General features: G+C 70.5%; 5 protein-coding genes. 3 read left to right on the forward strand and 2 right to left on the reverse strand.

The genetic code is table 11. The features are described 5' to 3' along the window. The first annotated feature begins 90 nt into the window (after window positions 1-90). The 3 genes from ACZ50N_RS03350 (at window position 91) to ACZ50N_RS03360 (ending at window position 15,959) form a co-directional block, all read left to right on the forward strand. Window positions 91-1,017, forward strand: a complete 927-nt coding sequence (locus tag ACZ50N_RS03350; protein ID WP_464474637.1) for a GGDEF domain-containing protein — start codon at window positions 91-93, stop codon at window positions 1,015-1,017. Between the two features lie 193 nt (window positions 1,018-1,210). Next, window positions 1,211-13,576 carry a type I polyketide synthase gene (locus tag ACZ50N_RS03355; protein ID WP_464474638.1) on the forward strand — a complete coding sequence of 4,122 codons (12,366 nt, stop codon included), beginning with the start codon at window positions 1,211-1,213 and terminating at the stop codon, window positions 13,574-13,576. A 10-nt stretch (window positions 13,577-13,586) separates the two neighbouring features. Then, window positions 13,587-15,959 (forward strand): PEP-utilizing enzyme, encoded by a 2,373-nt coding sequence (locus ACZ50N_RS03360; protein ID WP_464474639.1) that lies wholly within the window; start codon window positions 13,587-13,589, stop codon window positions 15,957-15,959. Between the two features lie 7 nt (window positions 15,960-15,966). On the opposite strand, the gene ACZ50N_RS03365 is transcribed toward ACZ50N_RS03360, so the two are convergent. Beyond that, the gene (locus tag ACZ50N_RS03365; RefSeq protein ID WP_464475581.1) at window positions 15,967-18,225 is read right to left on the reverse strand and encodes an MMPL family transporter; all 2,259 of its coding nucleotides are present in this window, start codon (window positions 18,223-18,225) and stop codon (window positions 15,967-15,969) included. 97 nt (window positions 18,226-18,322) lie between these two features. Then, window positions 18,323-18,865 carry a MarR family transcriptional regulator gene (locus ACZ50N_RS03370; protein ID WP_464475582.1) on the reverse strand — a complete coding sequence of 181 codons (543 nt, stop codon included), beginning with the start codon at window positions 18,863-18,865 and terminating at the stop codon, window positions 18,323-18,325. Between the last annotated feature and the right edge of the window lie 18 nt (window positions 18,866-18,883).

Genomic DNA, 18,883 nt, shown 5'->3' on the forward strand with positions numbered 1-18,883 from the left:
TTTCCTGCGCACCCGGGGCCTGCTGCCCATCCTGCGATACCTGATCGCCGGCATCGGCGCGGTGCTCGGAGTCTCGGCGCGATCAACGCCGTGGCGCCGCCGATGGCCGACAGTGCGCTGGTGCGCGTGGGTTGGGCGGTGGTGTCGTTCGGCTCCTTGATGTGGGCGGCGCGCTGGGCGCTGCGACCCTGGCCGACCATGCGCGAGTCGACGGCGCTGCTGATCTACGTCGACATCCTCATCACGCTGTCGACGCTGCTGTTCGGCGATCCGAACCTGGCGGTGTCGGGGATGCCGCTGCTGCTGTGCGCCGGCGCCTACGTGGTGTTCTTTCACGGCCCGCGGCTGCACCTGGTGCACATCGGCTGGTGTGTGCTGGCCGTCGGCGCGGTCGCGGTGTGGCTGGCTGCGACGACGCCGGTCGGCGGCCTGCAGGTGGCGGTGTCGCGGGCCGTCATCGCGCTGGTCGTGACCGCGTGCATCCTGCCTGCGCTGCAATTCGGTTTCTGGTTGCTGCAGGGTAGCTCGAAGCAGTCGTTGACCGATCCGCTGACGGAGCTGACGAACCGGCGCGGACTGTCCGTGTCGATGAAGCGACTGAACGAGCGGGCGCCCGCCACCGCGGACCTGTGTGCACTGCTGATCGACGTCGACGGGTTTAAGGCGGTCAACGACACGCTCGGTCACGCCGTGGGGGACGAGGTGCTGATCCGCACTGCCCGCAGGATCCGCGAGAGCGTGCGCGGCGACGCGGTGGTCGTCCGGTGGGGCGGTGAGGAGTTCCTCGTGGTGGACCGGATACCGGCGGCTCAGGCGAGTGCAGTGGCCGAGCGCGTTCGCGCGGCCGTGGCGGCGCCCGCGCAGCCCACGGTGACGGCGAGCATCGGCGTCGCGGCCCGGGCGCCGTCGGGAACCGACCTCTACGACGTGATCACCGCCGCTGACGCGGCGATGTACCAGGCGAAGGCCCGCGGCGGTGACCGGGTCGCGTCGGCGGGAGTTCTCACAGACTTGTGAACGCGTGCGGTGTGTCGCCGTGCGCCGACCGGCCGGACGGTACGTTGCACGAGAACAGATAGGCAGGCAGTACCTTCGTGGCAACACTGCCGATGGCCCCGCGGGGAGGCTGGCGCAGCGTTGCTGACCCCGGGTGGATCCAGAATGCATACTCCTGCAGCGCCCTACCCCCGACAGTGAGGCGACACGCACCATGGCCGATCAACTCCAACATGCCACGGAAGCGCTGCGCAAAGCGCTGCTTCAGATCGAGCGGCTGAAGACCAAGAACCGTGAGCTGATGCAGCGGTCCGGGGAGCCCATCGCCATCGTCGGCATGTCCTGCCGCTACCCCGGGGGCGTCCATTCGCCGGATGACCTGTGGGCGATGGTGGCCGACGGGCGGGACGTCATCTCCGACTTCCCGACCGATCGCGGCTGGGACCTGCCCGGTCTCTACGACGCCGACCCCGATGCGCCGGGCAAGGCGTACGCCCGCACGGGTGGCTTCGTCGACGGCGCGGCCGACTTCGACGCCGCGTTCTTCGGCATCGCCCCCAGCGAGGCGCTCGCGATGGATCCGCAACAGCGCATGCTGCTCGAGCTGTCCTGGGAGGCGCTGGAACACGCCGGCCTGGATCCGAACTCGTTGCGGGGCAGCGCAACCGGTGTGTTCGCCGGGGTCATCGCGGGGGGCTACGGCATGGCCGCCGACAGCATCGAGGGATACCGCTTGACCGGCATGACCTCCAGCGTCACCTCGGGACGCGTCTCCTACGTGCTGGGGCTGGAGGGGCCTGCCGTCTCCGTCGACACCGCCTGCTCGTCGTCACTGGTGGCGCTGCACATGGCGGTCCAGTCCTTGCGGTCCGGCGAGTGCGACCTCGCGCTGGCGGGCGGGGTCACCGTCAACGCGTCGCCGACGATCTTCGTCGAGTTCAGCCGGCACCGGGGCCTGGCGCCCGACGGCCGGTGCAAGCCCTACGCGGGTGCGGCCGACGGTGTCGGCTGGGCCGAGGGAGGCGGCGTGCTGACGCTGGAACGGCTCTCCGATGCCCAGCGGCTCGGGCATCCCGTTCTCGCTGTGGTGCGAGGCATCGCCGTCAACCAGGACGGTGCGTCCAACGGTTTGACCGCGCCCAACGGCCCGTCCCAACAGCGGGTGGTGCGGGCTGCGCTCGCCAACGCGGGCGTCGGAGCGGCCGACGTGGACGCCGTCGAGGGACACGGCACCGGCACCATGCTGGGAGACCCGATCGAAGCGCAGGCGCTGCTGGCCACCTACGGCCAGGGTCGCGAGCCCGGCAGGCCGCTGTGGCTCGGGTCGGTCAAGTCGAACATGGGGCACACCCAGGCCGCCGCCGGCGTGGCCGGCGTCATCAAGATGGTGATGGCGATGCGGCACGGCGTCCTGCCCGCCTCGCTGCACGTCGACGCGCCCAGCCCGCACGTCGACTGGACGGCCGGTGAGGTCGCACTCCTGACCGACAGCCAACAGTGGCCCGATATGGGGCGGCCCCGCCGCGCCGGGGTGTCCTCGTTCGGCATCAGTGGCACCAACTCGCACGTCATCATCGAGCAGGCACCGGAGTCTTCCGCGGGTGCCGCGGCGCCCGCGCCTGCGTCCGCTCCCCTCCCATGGGTGCTGTCCGGACGCACGGCCGCGACGGTGTCGGCGCAGGCGGCTCGCCTGGTGGCGCACCTGGAAAGCCATCCCGACCTCGATCCGGTCGACGTCGCGTGGACGCTGGCCGGCCGCGCCACCTTCGCTCATCGCGCCGTGGCGCTCGGTGCCGATCGCGACAGCCTGCGCACCGAACTGGTCGCGTTGGCATCCGGTGAGCAGGGCGCCGCGACCGTCCGCGGCGAGCTCGCCGCGGCGGGCAAGACCGCCTTCGTGTTCCCGGGGCAGGGTTCGCAGTGGATCGGCATGGGAACCGAAATGCTCGACGCCTCAGCAGTTTTCGCGGAGTCGATCGCCGCGTGCGAGGCCGCGCTGTCGGAGTTCGTCGACTGGTCGCTCACCGACGTCCTGCGCGGCGCCCCGGGTGCCCCCGGATACGACCGGGTGGACGTGGTCCAGCCTGTGCTGTTCGCGGTGATGGTGTCGCTGGCCGCGGTGTGGCGCTCGGTGGGTGTCCATCCGGATGCCGTGATCGGACACTCGCAGGGTGAGATCGCCGCGGCGCACGTGGCCGGAGCGCTGCCCCTGCGTGACGCGGCCCGCATCGTGGCGCTGCGCAGCCGGATGCTGGTGGCACTGACCGGACCTGCGGGCATGGTCTCGGTGGCCGCGAGTGCCGAGACCGTGCGAGAGTTGCTGGCGCCCTACGGTGATCAGCTCGGTGTTGCGGTGGTGAACGGTCCTGCCGCAGTGGTCATCTCAGGTGATCGCGGCGCCCTGTCCGAATTCGTCCAGCAGGCCGAATCGACGGGTATGCGCACCCGGTGGATCGACGTCGACTACGCCTCGCACTCGGCGCAGGTGGAGGTGATCCGCGCCGAACTGCTCGACGCACTCGCCGACATCGCGCCGCAACGCACCCGTACCGCCTTCTTCTCCACCGTCACCGGAAGCCTCTTCGACACAACATCTCTGGACGCCGACTACTGGTTCCGCAACATCCGGCAGACCGTCGAGTTCGAGCAGGCCGTGCGCAGCGCGCACGCCGCGGGCTACCGCTTCTTCGTCGAATCCAGTCCGCATCCGGCCCTGATCGCAGCGGTCGAGAGCACGGTCGCCGCCGCTGACACGTCGAGCACGTCCGTGCCGGCGGTGATTCCGTCCCTCGGCCGCGACGACGGCGGGATCGACCGGTTCCGGGCGTCGGCCGCCTACGCCTATGTCTGCGGCGCGGCGGTCGACTGGCGGACGATGTGTGCCGGGGGGCGGCTGGTCGACCTGCCGACCTACGCCTTCGACCGGCGCCGCTTCTGGCTGACCGACGAGAGCGCCCCATCGTCAGATGCGCTGGGGCTCGGCGACACCGGCCATGCGCTGCTGCGCGCCGTCGTGGACCTGCCCGACTCCGGCGGCGTGGTGCTGACGGGCCGCCTCGCGCTGTCCGACCAGCCCTGGCTCGCCGACCACGCCGTCGCCGGCACCGTGCTGTTCCCGGGCACAGGTTTCGTCGAATTGGCTGTCCGCGCAGGTGATCACGTCGACTGCACCACGGTCGACGAACTGGCTCTGCATGCACCCCTGGTGCTGACCCCGGGCGTCCCGGTGCGTCTGCAGGTCGTGGTCGACAGCGCACCGTCGGCGGGCGGGGGACGCGCCGTGTCCGTCTTCTCGAAGCCCTGCTCCGACGACGCCACCGTGTGGACCCTGCACGCCGACGGTGTGCTCAGCCCGCAGGCCGTCGAGCCCTCGGCAGATCTGACGCAGTGGCCACCCGCCGGGGCCCGCCCGATCGAGATCTCAGAAGCCTACGAGGACATGGCGTCCCGTGGCTTCGAGTACGGCCCGGCGTTCCGGGGTCTGACGGCGGTTTGGCGCCGCGGTGACGAGGTGTTCGCCGAAGTCGTTGCACCCCAGGAGCTGAAGACCGACGACTTCGGTGTGCATCCGGCGCTGCTCGACAGCGCGCTCCACGCCCTGCTCGCGGCCGCCGATGACAGCGACCTCGCACTGCCGTTCGCGTGGCGCGGTGTCGCGCTGCACGCCGCGGGAGCCTCGGCGGCCCGGGTCCGGATCGCCCCGGCGGGCCCCCGTGCGGTGTCGATCGAACTGGCGGACACGCTGGGTCTGCCAGTGCTGTCGGTGGCGTCGATGAGCGTGCGCCCCGTCACCGCCGAGCAGTTGCAGGCGGCTCGGGGTGCCGACAGCGGCGGCGAGCTGTTCACGCTGGAGTGGGCGCCGGTGACGGCCCCGGCAGGTGCGGCCGCCGGGTCAGCTGAGATACTCGACATCCGTTCTGCGGCAACGGTATCCGACACCATCGGGCAAGCGCATACGACGGTGCACAACGTGCTGGACCGGTTGCAGTCGCACCTGGCCGACCCGTCGCCGAGCCCGCTGATCGTCGTCACCCGCGGCGCGGTGCCCCTTCCGGGCGAGGACGTCACGGACCTGGCGGGGGCGGCTGCCTGGGGTTTGGTGCGCTCGGCGCAGACAGAGAATCCCGGCCGGATCGTCCTGCTGGACACCGACACCGACGATATCGACACGGCGGCGCTGCTGGCCCTTGGCGAGTCGCAGGTCGTGCTCCGCGGCGGCGTGCTGCATCGGGCCCGGGTGGTTCCCAGCGCCGCGAACCGCGGACTGCTGACCCCGCCCACCGACGGTCCGTGGCGGTTGGGCATCGCGGAGGCGGGCACCTTCGACAACCTGCGTCTCGAGCCGGTGCCGCTGGCGGGAGAACCTCTGGCGCCTGGATACATTCGCGTACAGGTCCGCGCTGTGGCCGCCAACTTCCGCGATGTCATGATCACGCTCGGGATGTTCACCCACGACGCGCTGCTCGGCAGCGAAGCGGCCGGCGTCGTCACCGAGGTGGGCCCCGGCGTCACCCGCTTCGCCGTCGGCGACCGCGTGATGGGACTCTTCCCGGACGGCACCGGCACCCTCGTGCACGCCGACGAGAGGCTCGTCGCGCCGCTGCCCGCGGGCTGGACCGACGCCCAGGGCGCGGCGGTACTGGTCGTCTTCACCACCGCGTTCTATGGGTTGCGGGAGTTGGCGCAGGTGCGGCCGGGTCAGTCGGTGTTGATTCATGCCGCGACCGGTGGGGTGGGGTTGGCCGCGGTGCAGTTGGCGCGGTACTGGGGGTTGGAGGTTTTTGCGACGGCGTCTCGGGGGAAGTGGGAGACGTTGCGGGCGTTGGGTTTCGATGATGATCACATCGGTGATTCGCGGTCGTTGGAGTTCGAGGGGCGGTTCTTGGCGGCCACGGGTGGTCGTGGTGTGGATGTGGTGTTGGATTCGTTGGCCGGGGATTTCGTGGATGCGTCGTTGCGGTTGTTGCCGCGTGGCGGGGTGTTCTTGGAGATGGGGAAGACCGACATCCGGGATGCCGATGCGGTGGCTGCGGCCCATCCGGGAGTGACCTACCGCGCGTTCGACCTCTTCGAGCCCGGCCGCCCCCGCATGGCCGAATACCTCGTCGAGCTCTCCGCGCTGTTCGACGCCGGTGTGCTGCAACCACTTCCGGTGACCACGTTCGACATCCGCCGGGCGCCGGCGGCCCTGCGCTACCTCAGCCAGGCCCGCCAGATCGGCAAGGTCGTCATGACGATGCCCGACACGTGGACGGCGGGCACCGTGCTGATCACCGGCGGCACCGGTATGGCCGGTGCGACGGTGGCACGGCATGTGGTTGCCCACCACGGGGTTCGCGATCTTCTGCTGGTGTCTCGGCGCGGCCCGGCGGCGCCGGGCGCCGACGGGCTGGTGGCAGACCTGCAGGCGGTGGGCGCACGTGTGCGCGTCGTGGCCGCCGACGTTGCCGACCGCGAGCAGCTCGCAGGTCTGCTGGCGGGTGTCGACGGACCGCTGACCGCGGTGATCCACGCCGGCGGCGTCCTCGACGACGCGGTGATCGGCTCCCTGACCCCCGAGCGCGTCGACACCGTGCTGCGCGCCAAGGTCGACGCCGCATGGAACCTGCACGAGCTGACGCTCGGCTCCGATGTCGCTGCCTTCGTGCTGTTCTCCTCGCTGGCCGGGGTGGTGGGGTCTCCCGGGCAGGGCAACTACGCAGCGGGCAACACGTTCCTGGACGGGCTGGCCGCGCATCGGCGTGCCGCCGGCCTGCCGGCGATCTCCCTTGCCTGGGGGCTCTGGGACCAGGCCAGCGACATGACCGGACACCTCGAGACCGCCGCACTGGAGCGGCTCGGTCGCGACGGCGTGCTCGCCCTGAGCGCCGCGGACGCGATGGCGTTGTTCGACGCGGCGCTCACCGTCGAGGAGGCACTTCTGGCCCCGGCGCGGCTGGACCGCGCCGCGCTGCGGGCACGGTCCGCGCAGGGGCTGCTCCCGCCCATGTTCGCCGAACTGGCCAGCGTCCGCTCCCGCCGCCGCGTCGACGACTCGGTCGCGGCGGCCACCTCGCAGTCGGCCCTGGCGAAGCGGCTGACCGGCAAGTCCGAGGCGGAGCAGCAGGCGCTGGTGCTCGACGTGCTCCGCAGCCACATGGCCACGGTGCTCGGCACCACCGAGCCGGAGAGGATCGACGGCGCACTGGCCTTCGCCGAGCACGGCTTCGACTCGCTGACCGCCGTCGAGTTGCGCAACCGCCTCAAGGCCGCAACGGGATTGGCGCTCTCACCCACGCTCATCTTCGATTACCCCACCCCGGACGCGCTGGCCGGCTACATCCGGACCGAGCTGGCCGGGGCCGCGCCGGCGGCACCTGTCGAGGCGCCCACGGCGAGATCCGTGATCGACGAGCCCATCGCCGTCGTCGGAATGGCCTGCCGCTACCCCGGCGGGGTGGCCTCACCGGAAGACCTGTGGCGGATGGTCGCCGACGGGCGCGACGTGCTCTCGGACTTCCCCGCCGACCGCGGGTGGGACATCGCCGAGCTGTTCGACGCGGACCCCGACGCACCCGGCAAGACGTATTCGCGCACGGGTGGCTTCCTCGCTGAGGCAGCGGATTTCGACGCCGGCTTTTTCGGTGTCTCGCCCAGCGAGGCGCTGGCAATGGACCCGCAGCAGCGGCTGTTCCTCGAATTGTCCTGGGAGGCACTGGAACGCGGCGGCTTCGATCCGGCGGCTCTGCGCGGCAGCGCCACCGGAGTGTTCACCGGCATCATCGCCCAGGGGTACGGCGTGGTCGCCGGCGCGGCCGCTGCGGACACCGAGGGCTTCCGCCTGACCGGCCAGGCAGCCAGCGTCGCGTCCGGACGTGTCGCCTACGTGCTCGGCCTCGAGGGTCCGGCCGTCTCGGTCGACACCGCCTGCTCGTCGTCGCTGACCGCATTGCACATGGCGGTGCAGGCGCTCCGGCTCGGCGAGTGCGATCTCGCGCTGGCCGGCGGCGTCACGATCAACGCCACGCCGGACATCTTCGTCGAGTTCAGCAGGCAGCGCGGACTGTCGCCCGACGGCCGCTGCAAAGCCTTCGCCGGTGCAGCCGACGGCACCGGATTCGCCGACGGCGGTGGCGTTCTCGTCGTCGAACGGCTCTCGGACGCGCAGCGCCTCGGACATCCGGTGCTCGCGGTGGTCGCCGGTTCGGCGGTCAATCAGGACGGTGCGTCGAACGGGCTGACCGCACCCAACGGCCCCTCGCAGCAACGCGTGGTGCGCGCCGCGCTCGCCAACGCGGGCCTGGGAGCGGCGGACGTCGACGTCATCGAGGGCCACGGCACCGGCACGACGCTGGGCGATCCCATCGAGGCGCAGGCCGTGCTGGCCACCTACGGGCAGGGCCGCCCTGTCGACTCGCCGGTCTGGCTGGGCTCGATCAAGTCGAACATGGGCCACACGCAGGCCGCGGCCGGCGTGGCCGGGGTCATCAAGATGATCATGGCGATGCGGAACGAGACGATGCCGCCCACGCTGCATGTCGATGCTCCGAGCCCGCACGTCGACTGGTCGACGGGTGCGGTCGCACTCCTCACCGAGCCGCGACCCTGGCCCGCCGATCACGTTCGCCGCGCCGGGGTGTCGTCGTTCGGTATCAGCGGCACCAACGCCCACGTCATCGTCGAATCGGCACCCCGAACCGCCGCGACCCAGTCCGAGCCGTCCCGGCCGCCTGTCGTGCCCTGGGTGCTCTCCGCGAAAACCCCTGAGGCACTGACCTGTCAGGCCACCCGGCTGGCCGACTTCCTACGCGCTCATCCCGACGCCGATCCGCTCGACGTGGGCTGGACCCTCGGCGGGCGCACCGCGTTCAGCCAGCGTGCCGTCGTCGTGGGCGCCGACCGCGATGAGCTGCTCAGCGCCCTCTCCGACCTGGACACATGCGGCTCGGTCCGGCCAGGGGCCAAGACGGCGTTCGTGTTTCCGGGCCAAGGTGCCCAGGTACTGGGCATGGGCCGCGAGCTGCACGCGGCCCATCCGGTGTTCGCCGCGGCGCTGGACGCCGTGATCGTGGAGCTCGATCGGCATCTGCTGCGGCCGCTGCGTGAGGTCATGTGGGGTACCAACGACGAGCTGCTGCACAGCACCGAATATGCGCAACCCGCGCTCTTCGCCGTCGAGGTCGCACTGTATCGGCTCCTGGAGAGCTGGGGCATGACTCCCGATGCGGTGCTGGGACATTCGGTCGGGGAGATCTCGGCGGCGCACGTCGCCGGCGTGCTGTCCCTGGAGAACGCCGCGGTCCTCGTCGTCGCCCGAGGACGGCTCATGCAACGGCTGCCCGCGGGCGGCGCGATGGTCGCCGTCGCCGGCAGCGAGGCTGAGATCGGAGCTGTGCTGCCCGATGGTGTGGACATCGCCGCGGTGAACGGTCCGGACTCGGTGGTGCTGTCCGGGCCCGAGGATGCGGTGACTGCGCTGGCCGATCGCCTGCGTGCCGATGGCAGGCGGGTGCACCGACTGGCCGTCTCGCATGCCTTCCACTCGGCGCTGATGGAGCCGATGTTGCCCGAATTCGCCACTGTCGCACAGGGAATACCAGTGTCGGCGCCGAACATCGACATCATTTCCAATCTCACCGGAACGCTGGCCGAGGACGACTTCGGCACGAGCGCGTACTGGCTGCGGCACGTCCGCCAACCCGTCCGATTCGCCGACAGCGTGCGCTCCCTCGCCGAGTCCGGGGTCGTCCGCTTCCTGGAGGTGGGGCCTGCCAGCGGGCTCACCGCGTCGATCGTCGCGACCCTCGCCGACAGCGAGCCCGTCACGGCCTCGGTGATGCGCAAGGACCGCGCCGAAGCGAGGTCGCTGATGCACGCACTGGCCGAGGTGTTCGTCTCCGGTACCGCCGTCGACTGGCGTGCCGTCTGCGACGGTGGACAGTTGGCCGAGCTGCCGACGTATGCGTTCCAGCGTCGCCGCTTCTGGCTGTCCGGCAGCGGAAGTGCCTCCGACGCCGTGGGTCTGGGCCAGACCCGAGCCGACCACGCACTGCTGGGCGCAGTGGTCGAGCTCCCCGACAGCGGTGGCGTGGTGCTGACCGGCCGGCTGTCGGTGTCCACCCACCCGTGGCTGGCCGACCACGCTGTCGGGGGCACGGTGCTGTTCCCCGGCGCCGGCTTCGTCGAACTCGCCATCCGCGCGGGCGACGAGGTGGGGTGCACCGTCGTCGACGAGCTGACGCTGCACGCGCCGTTGATGCTGCCGGCCGGTGGAGCGGCGGTGCGGGTGGTGGTCGGCAGCGACTCCGCCGGCGTTCGTGAGGTGTCGCTGTACTCCCATGACGGCGTCGAGGGTGCCGATTGGATGCTGCATGCCGAGGGCATCCTGAGCTCGGCGACCGTCGAACCGGCCGTCGAGCTGTCGGCCTGGCCGCCACCGGCGGCCACGAGTGTCGATGTCGCGCAGACCTATCCGGATCTCGCCGAGCGCGGCTACCAGTACGGACCGGCGTTCCACGGGCTGCGGGCGATGTGGCGCCGGGGCGAGGAGATCTTCGCCGAGGTCGCACTGCCGAACGATCTGTCCGCCAACGGGTTCGGCGTACACCCCGTGCTGCTGGACAGTGCGCTGCACGCGGTGTTGGTGGCCGCCGAACGTGACGAGCTGGCACTGCCCTTCTCCTGGCAGAAGGTGAGACTGTTCGCCTCGGGTGCCTCCGCACTGCGAGTGCGGATCGCGCCGAGCGGCCCCAACGCCGTGTCGATCGACCTCGCGGACGGCCTCGGTCTGCCGGTGCTGTCGGTGCAGTCGATGGTGGCGCGGCCCGTCACCGCCGAGCAATTGGCCGCCGCGGTCGGCGGCAGTCGTGGCGCCGAGCTGTTCGAGGTCGTCTGGTCGCCCGTGCCCGACGCGGGACAGTCCGCGCCGGAAACGGATGTGATCCCCTACGACGCAACAGCGACGGCAACAGATCTCGCGTTCTCGCCGATCGCGACCCACCGTGCGCTCGAGCGTCTCAAGAGCTTATTGACCGACGCGTCGACGGCCGTCCTGATGGTGCACACCCGCGGTGCGATCGCGCTGCCGGGGGAGAACGTCACCGACCTGTCCGGCGCGGCGGTGTGGGGTCTGGTGCGCGCCGCACAGACCGAACATCCGGGGCGCATCGTGCTCGTGGACAGTGACAGTGACGGTGACGGTGAAACACTCGATGCCGCAGCGATCGTGGCCACGGGTGAACCGCAGGTGGTGCTCCGCGGCGGTGTGCTGCATCGGGCCAGGGTGCTGCCGACGCGAGCCGCCGTGCTGACCCCGCCCACCGACGGTCCGTGGCGGCTGGGCGTCTCAGAAGCCGGCACCTTCGAAAACCTGGTGCTCGAATCTGTCGCGGCGCAACCCCTTCCGGCCGGCCAGGTTCGCGTGGCCGTCCGGGCGATCGCGGCGAACTTCCGCGACGTCATGATGACGCTCGGGGTCTACCCGGGAGACGGTGCGATCGGTATCGAGGCGTCGGGCGTCGTCACCGAGATCGGCACTGGCGTCACAGCAGTGGCCGTCGGCGACCGGGTGATGGGCCTGTTCCCCGAGGGCACCGCGACCCTTGCGGTCACCGATGCGCGGTTGCTGCTCCCGATGCCGGAGGGCTGGGGTTACCCGCAGGCGGCCGGGTTCCCGGTGGGTTTCGCGACCGCGTTCTTCGGGTTGCGGGAGTTGGCGCAGGTGCGGCCGGGTCAGTCGGTGTTGATTCATGCCGCGACCGGTGGGGTGGGGTTGGCTGCGGTGCAGTTGGCGCGGTACTGGGGGTTGGAGGTTTTTGCGACGGCGTCTCGGGGGAAGTGGGGGACGTTGCGGGCGTTGGGTTTCGATGATGATCACATCGGTGATTCGCGGTCGTTGGAGTTCGAGGGGCGGTTCTTGGCGGCCACGGGTGGTCGTGGTGTGGATGTGGTGTTGGATTCGTTGGCCGGGGATTTCGTGGATGCGTCGTTGCGGTTGTTGCCGCGTGGCGGGGTGTTCTTGGAGATGGGGAAGACCGACATCCGGGATGCCGATGCGGTGGCTGCGGCCCATTCGGGAGTGACCTACCGCGCCTTCGACCTCTTCGAGGCGGGCGCGCCCGGCGTGCAGCGCATCCTCGACGGCCTGCAGGTCCTCGTCGACGAGGGGGTGTGCAGCCCGCTGCCCGTGACACCTTTCGACATCCGCCGCGCTCCGGCGGCCCTGCGCTATCTGGGCCAGGCCCGCCACATCGGCAAGGTCGTCATGGCGATGCCCGACGCGTGGGCGGCGGGCACCGTGCTGATCACCGGTGGCACGGGCATGGCGGGGGCCGCGGTGGCCCGTCACGTCGTCGATCGGCACGGGGCGCGCGACCTGCTGCTGGTGTCGCGCCGCGGTGTGGCCGCACCCGGTGCCGACGACCTGGTGGCAGACCTGGAAGCGGCAGGCGCGCGGGTGCGGGTGGTGGCCGCGGACGTGTCCGACCGCGATGCCCTGGCGAAGGTGCTGGCCGACATCGACCACCGCAGGCCGCTGTCCGCGGTCTTCCACACCGCGGCGGTGCTCGACGATGCGGTGGTCACATCCCTGACTCCGGAGCGCATCGACACCGTGCTGCGGGCGAAATCCGATGCGGCACTGCACCTGCACGAGCTGACCAAGGGATATGACCTGTCGGCGTTCGTGATGTTCTCGTCGATGGCGGGTCTGGTGGGTGCCTCCGGCCAGGCCAACTATTCGGCGGCCAACGCCACGCTCGACGCGCTGGCTGCCCGCCGCCGCGCCTCGGGGCTGCCTGCGATCTCGCTGGGCTGGGGGCTGTGGGATCAGACCAGCGGTTTGACCGGCCACCTCGAGAATGCCGACATCGCACGCCTGGGCCGCGACGGCATCCTGGCGATGACGGTGGCCGACGCCCTGGCACTGCTCGACACCGCGCTGGTGGTGAACGAACCGTATCTGGTGCCGGCCCTCATCGACCGCGCCGCACTGCGCACGAAGGCTGCCGCCGGCACGCTGCCGCCGATGTTCACCACGCTCATCGCGGGGCCGGCACGCCGTCAGGTCGGGGATGCACTCGCCGCTGCACAGTCCAGATCTGCTCTGGCGCAGCGCTTGTCGGGCCTTCCCGTCGAGGAGCAGCAGGGCGTGCTGTTGGATCTGGTGCGCTCCCACATGGCCACCGTGCTCGGCCTGCCGACCCCGGAGTCGATCGCGCCCGACCTGGCGTTCCACGACCACGGGTTCGATTCGCTGACCGCGGTGGAACTGCGCAACCGACTGAAGGCCGCGACGGGCCTGACGTTGTCGCCGACCCTGATCTTCGACTATCCGACCCCGGCCGCCATCGCCGGCTTCTTCCACAGCCAACTGGTCGAGGAGGTCGAGGATTCCGCTCCCGCCGTCGAGCTCGACGACCAGGAGATCCGCGAGGCGGTGGCGTCGATCCCGGTGAAACGGCTACGGCAGGCAGGCCTTCTGGACCTGCTGCTGGGAATGGCGAACGAAGACGGTTCCTCGACGGGTGCCACGCGCGAAGAGGCCATCGCCGACATGGATCTCGATGATCTGCTCAGTGCATTCGACGATGATGACGAGTAGAACGCGACGGATGAGGATCGTCATCTCGGGATCGGACACGGTGGTGGGCCGGCTGCTCGCGGCCCGCCTGCGCACCGCCGGCCATGAGGTCGACGGTGACGCCGACCTGCGCGGCGCCGACGTCGTGGTGCACTGCACGGGGCTCGACGGCCCGGACGACGCGTCGCTCGCCCAGGCTGTCGACGCGGCTGTCGGTGTCGGGCGTTTCGTGTTCGCCTACAGCGGTCCCCGGCGTCGCCGAGACGAGGAGCTGTTGCGCGCGCGGATTCCCGATGCGGTGGTCTGCCGGTCGGGCCTGGTGCTCGGACGGGATCTCGGAGACGGCCTCGTCCTGCTGTTGGCTCGGCGAGCGCTGCCTGCCGGCGGTGGGTCGCCGCAGTCGGTCGTCCACGTCGACGACGTGCTACGCATTCTCGTCGAGGCGGTGGTGGACCCGGAAAAGATCAGTGGGACAATCGAACTCGCCGCTCCTGATCCCGTGACACCCGCCGAGATCGCCGAAGCGCTCGGCCGCTCGACCACCCGGACCACTCGCCGCGACACTCTCGCGCAGTGGTTTCTCGGCTGCCCGGTGCTCGATGCCGCGCAGCGCCCGGTCGCGTGGTCGGCGCCGGCATGCCTCGCCGACACCGCGTTGGCCGTGCGCGGTCGCATCGCCATCGGAGGCCGTGTCTGGAACGCGCCGTGGCGGTTGCCGCGGGTGCGCACGGCCGACATTCCGGCCGTCGACTGCCCCGCCTCGGACGGGGTGCTGCCGGTGTTCACCGGCCCTGTGGGCGGCAACGGTGAATTCGACACCCCGATCGACCCTCGTTTTCCCGCGTTCGTCGCGACCAACCTGTCCGAGGCCCTGCCGGGTCCATTCACCCCGTCGTCGGCCTCGGTGACGGTGCTCGGCGCCCGCGCCGGGGGAGTCACCATCGCCCGGCAGTTGCGCCCCGGCGGTGTGGTGGAACGCGAGATCGCCGCCCGCACAGTCGGTGTGTTCGGTCACCGCCTGTACGCCGCGGTCACGTCGGCACACTTCATGGCCCAGACGGTGCCGTTCACCGATCCGATGCTGGTGCTCGGCCAGTTCTTCGGCCGCACCGTGCACCAGTTGCCGATCTTCGGGTCCGAAGCACCCCCTGCCGGTCGTGCCGGGATGCTCGCCCAGCTGCGCAATGTCGGGGTGTTCGGCGGTAACCTCGTCGGGCTCTCTGCCGGCTCGGTGCGGGACACCCGTGACTTCGTCGCCGATGTCGATGCCTTCGAAGCCGAAGTACAGCAAGACCTTTTGGTTGTCACAGAGCCGCAGCTGTCCGATTTGATCCGTCGCGGCCGAGACCTCGTGGTGTACGGCTGGGTGCTGGCGTCGGCGTCGATCATGCTCTGCTCGGCCTACAGTGTGCTGTTGCGGTTGCTCACCGGCCGCGACACCACGCCGCCCGCCGGCCCTGAGGTGGCCAGCGCCCGGTCGGTCGACGCCATCCGCCGGCTCGCCGCGATCGCCCGGCGCGACCCCGAGGTGGCCGATCTGCTGCACGGCCCTGTCCTCGACCTCGCTGAGATCGAGCGTCGCGCACCGGCTTTCCACCGTGCGCTCACCGACGAGTTGCACCGCATCGGCCACCGCGGTCCGGCAGAGGTCGAGATGAGCTCACCGACCTATGCCGACGACCCCGCTCTTCTGCTGCGCATCGTCACCCGCACGCTGGACACCGAGCAGGACGTTCCTCCGGAACCCACAGCGGTGGCGCCGCACGTCCGCCCGGTCGCCGCGCTGGCGGCGCGGCAATTACGCGACCGCGAAGATCGACGGGACAAGATGGTGCGTGCCATCTGGCTGCTACGCCGACTGCTACGGGAGAAGGGCCGCCGCATGACGGCCGCCGGAGTGCTGGCAGAGCCCGAAGACGTCTTCTACCTGCTGGTCGACGAGCTCGACACCCCCCTGCCCGACGCCGCGACGTCCGTGGCTCGGCGCCGGGCCGAGCAGGCCCGGCTCACCGCGATCGTGCCGCCGCCGGCCTTCAGCGGACGGTGGGACGCCCAGCCGACCGCGCCGGCGTCACTGGCAGCGGGGACCGAACTGCAGGGTCTGGGGATCTGTGGTGGACGTGTCCGGGGCCGGGTACGGGTGGTGCGCCCGGACACCATCGACGACCTGCAGCCCGGCGAGGTGCTGGTCGCCGAGGTCACCGACGTCGGCTACACCCCGGCGTTCGGATACGCCGCTGCCGTGGTGACCGAGCTCGGCGGCCCGATGTCGCACGCCGCCGTCGTCGCTCGCGAGTTCGGCTTCCCGTGCGTCGTCGATGCGCGCGGCGCCACCCGCCTGTCCACCGGCACGCTCATCGAGGTCGACGGAGCCACGGGCGCCATCTACGTTCTCGACGCGTGACGACCGGCTAGGGACCGATCATGTTGGCCGGCATCCGATGTCGACCTGCGGTCTTGACGACCTTGGTCTCGCTGAGACCGAAGCGGCTGTGCAGCCGCACCATCCACCGCGGTGCCCACCAGTTCACATCGCCGAGGATGTGCATGAACGCCGGCAGCAGCAGCATGCGCACCAGCGTGGCATCGACGACCACCGCCAGCGTCAGCCCGAGACCGAACATGCGCATGATCGAGACGTCCGAAGCGATCAGTGCGGCAAAGGAAATGGACATCAAGAGGGCGGCGGCGGTCACGACGCGACCGGTCTTGGCCAACCCCAGCGCCACCGCTTCGTCATTGCCCGCAGTGGCATAGGCGAGCCGCTGCTCCCGGATGCGGGAGATCAGGAACACCTCGTAGTCCATCGACAGACCGAACGCGATGCAGAACAGCAGCACGGGCACATTGGCCACCAGAGTGCCCGTCGACGTCGTCCCCAGCGCGCCGAGGTGGCCGTCCTGGAAGATCCAGACCAGAGCACCGAACGTCGCTGTCAGTGACAGTGCGTTCAGCACAAGGGCTTTGATCGGGATCACCACGCTGCCGGTGAGCAGGAACAGCAGGACGAACGTGATGGCGGCCATCACCGTCAGCACCAGAGGCAGCCGCGACATGATGGCCGCGGCGTTGTCGTGGTTGACCTGCGCGGTGCCGGTCAACAGAGTCTCGCGGCCGCCCGGGCCCGCCACCGCCGACAGCTGCGCCAACTGGAGCTCGGAGTCCGCGGAGAACAGCGGGGCAGAGCTGTTGACGGTCAGGAAGGCGCGGTCGCCGGCCACCCCGGCCGGTCCCGACGGCCCGAGAACGTTCAAGCCCTGGGCGAAGGCGCCGACCGGCGAGGACACCGACGTCACCCGGAACACCCGTGACAGCTCGGCGGCGTAGCGGGCCATCTCCGCGGGGGGCACTGCCGCGGTGTCGGGCACGACGATGGTGACCGCTTGCGTGGTGTCCTCGGCGAAATCGTTGCGCAGCTGATCGCCGATCTGCCGGGCCGAGGCAGTCTCGGGAAGGATGCGGTCGTCCGGGAAGCCCCACTTGATGCTGAGGAACGGCGCGCCGAGCACCAAGAGCAGCGTGACCGCGGCGATCGCGACCGGGACGGCCCGGCGGGTGCCGAAGCGCCCCGCGCGATACCAGAAGTTGCGCTCGACGGGCTGGGGCTGCGGCGGCGGCCGCAGCAGGATTCGGCGTGCTCCCCGCCGGATGTCCAACGCGTCGATGCGGTCGCCGAGCAGCACGATCACCGCCGGCGTGACGAGCAGCGCCGCCAGCGCGGTGAGAGTCACCACCCCGATGCCGGCATAGGCGAACGACCTCAGGAAGTACATGGGGAACAGCGCGAGCGCCAGCATCGAACAGCCGACGGTGACGGCCGAGAACAGCACGGTGCGACCCGCGGTCGCCATGGTGACGACGAGCGCGTCGTCGACACCCGATCCGGCGCGCCGTTCATCGCGGTAGCGGCTGACGATGAGCAGCGTGTAGTCGATCGCCAGCGCCATCCCCATCGCCGCGGTCAGATTCAGCGCGAACGTCGACACCTCGGTCGCCAGGGTGATCACCCGCAGCAACGCCAGGCAGCCGACGATCGCCATGATCCCGACCGTCAGCGGCACCGCCGCGGCGAGCAGACCACCGAACACCCAGACCAGCACCAGAAAGCTCAGCGGTATGACGATGCCCTCGACCAGCAGCAGGTCGTGCTTGGACTGGTGGTTGATCTGCACGTACGTCATCGCAGGCCCGCCGGCCGACACGGTGACCCCTTCCCGCGTGCCGACCAGACCATGGGCGAGCTCGTCTGCCCGCCGCTGGGCGTCGGTGCCTCCGCCGTCGATGCCGGCCACGACGAGGCCGGTCTTGCCATCGGTGCTGATCAGCCCGCGGGCAGCCGGCGGCGGCGCGGTCCACGGCGATGTCACCGCCGCGACGTCGGCCGCACCGTCGAGCGTGTCGACGATCTCCATGCCCACCCGGCGTGCGTCCGCGCTGCTCGCACCCTGCTCGGAGCGCACGGTGAGGACGAGCTGCAGGTCACCCTGCCCGAATTCCTGCGACAACAGGTCGGCCGCGCGCGAAGACTGTGCGGCCGGATCGCGGAAGCCCGCAGCCGACAGCGACTTGAAGACAGGTAGGCCGATCACCGCGGCGCAGCAGACGACCAGGACCGCGACGGCGATGATCCGCTTCGGGGCCGCAAGGGCCAGCAGGGCAATGCGTTGCAGAGGGCAGTCCTTTGCGTCGAGGTCGCTATCAAGCCTGCGCGCTGATCATGTCCTTCGTCACGGAACCGGCGAATATGTCGGCTGTGTCACGTCTTGCTCAGTCAGCGCGCCCGGCGCGTGCTTCGTCGGTGCGGGTCAGGCCGGCTGCGACGAGCAGCTCCTCGTGCAGCGCGAACCACACCGAGTGATAGGAGTCGATCAGCGGATGGGTGAACCACTGCCGATCGCCGCCGTGGATGTGCCGCAGGGCGTCCTCGAGTTGGACGCGATAGGACGCTAGACGGGGGAGTTGTGCCGTCACGCGGTCGACGACCGGGACGACCCGGCCGTGGATCCGATCGAGCCGGGCGATCGCTGCGGCGTCGTACCCGGTGTCGGTGTGATCGTTGGGTCGCCCGTCGCGCAGCTGCCAGTCAGTGACGACCGCCTTGAAGTCGGCGTTGACGGCGCAGAAGCCGCGGTAGACGTCGGCCAGCACCGCAGTGTCGGCGCCGGCCCGCTCGGCGGTGAGCAGGTCCCCCAGCCGGGCACGGCCCTGCGGAGTCAGGCGGACGGTCGTCGTCCCCGACACCAGTCCGGCCGCGGCCAGCGCATCATGACGGGACGGATCGAGCTCGTCGCGCGCCACGCCGCCGGTCATCCGAAGGCGCTGCAGGGT

This window comes from Mycolicibacterium obuense (assembly GCF_055397605.1).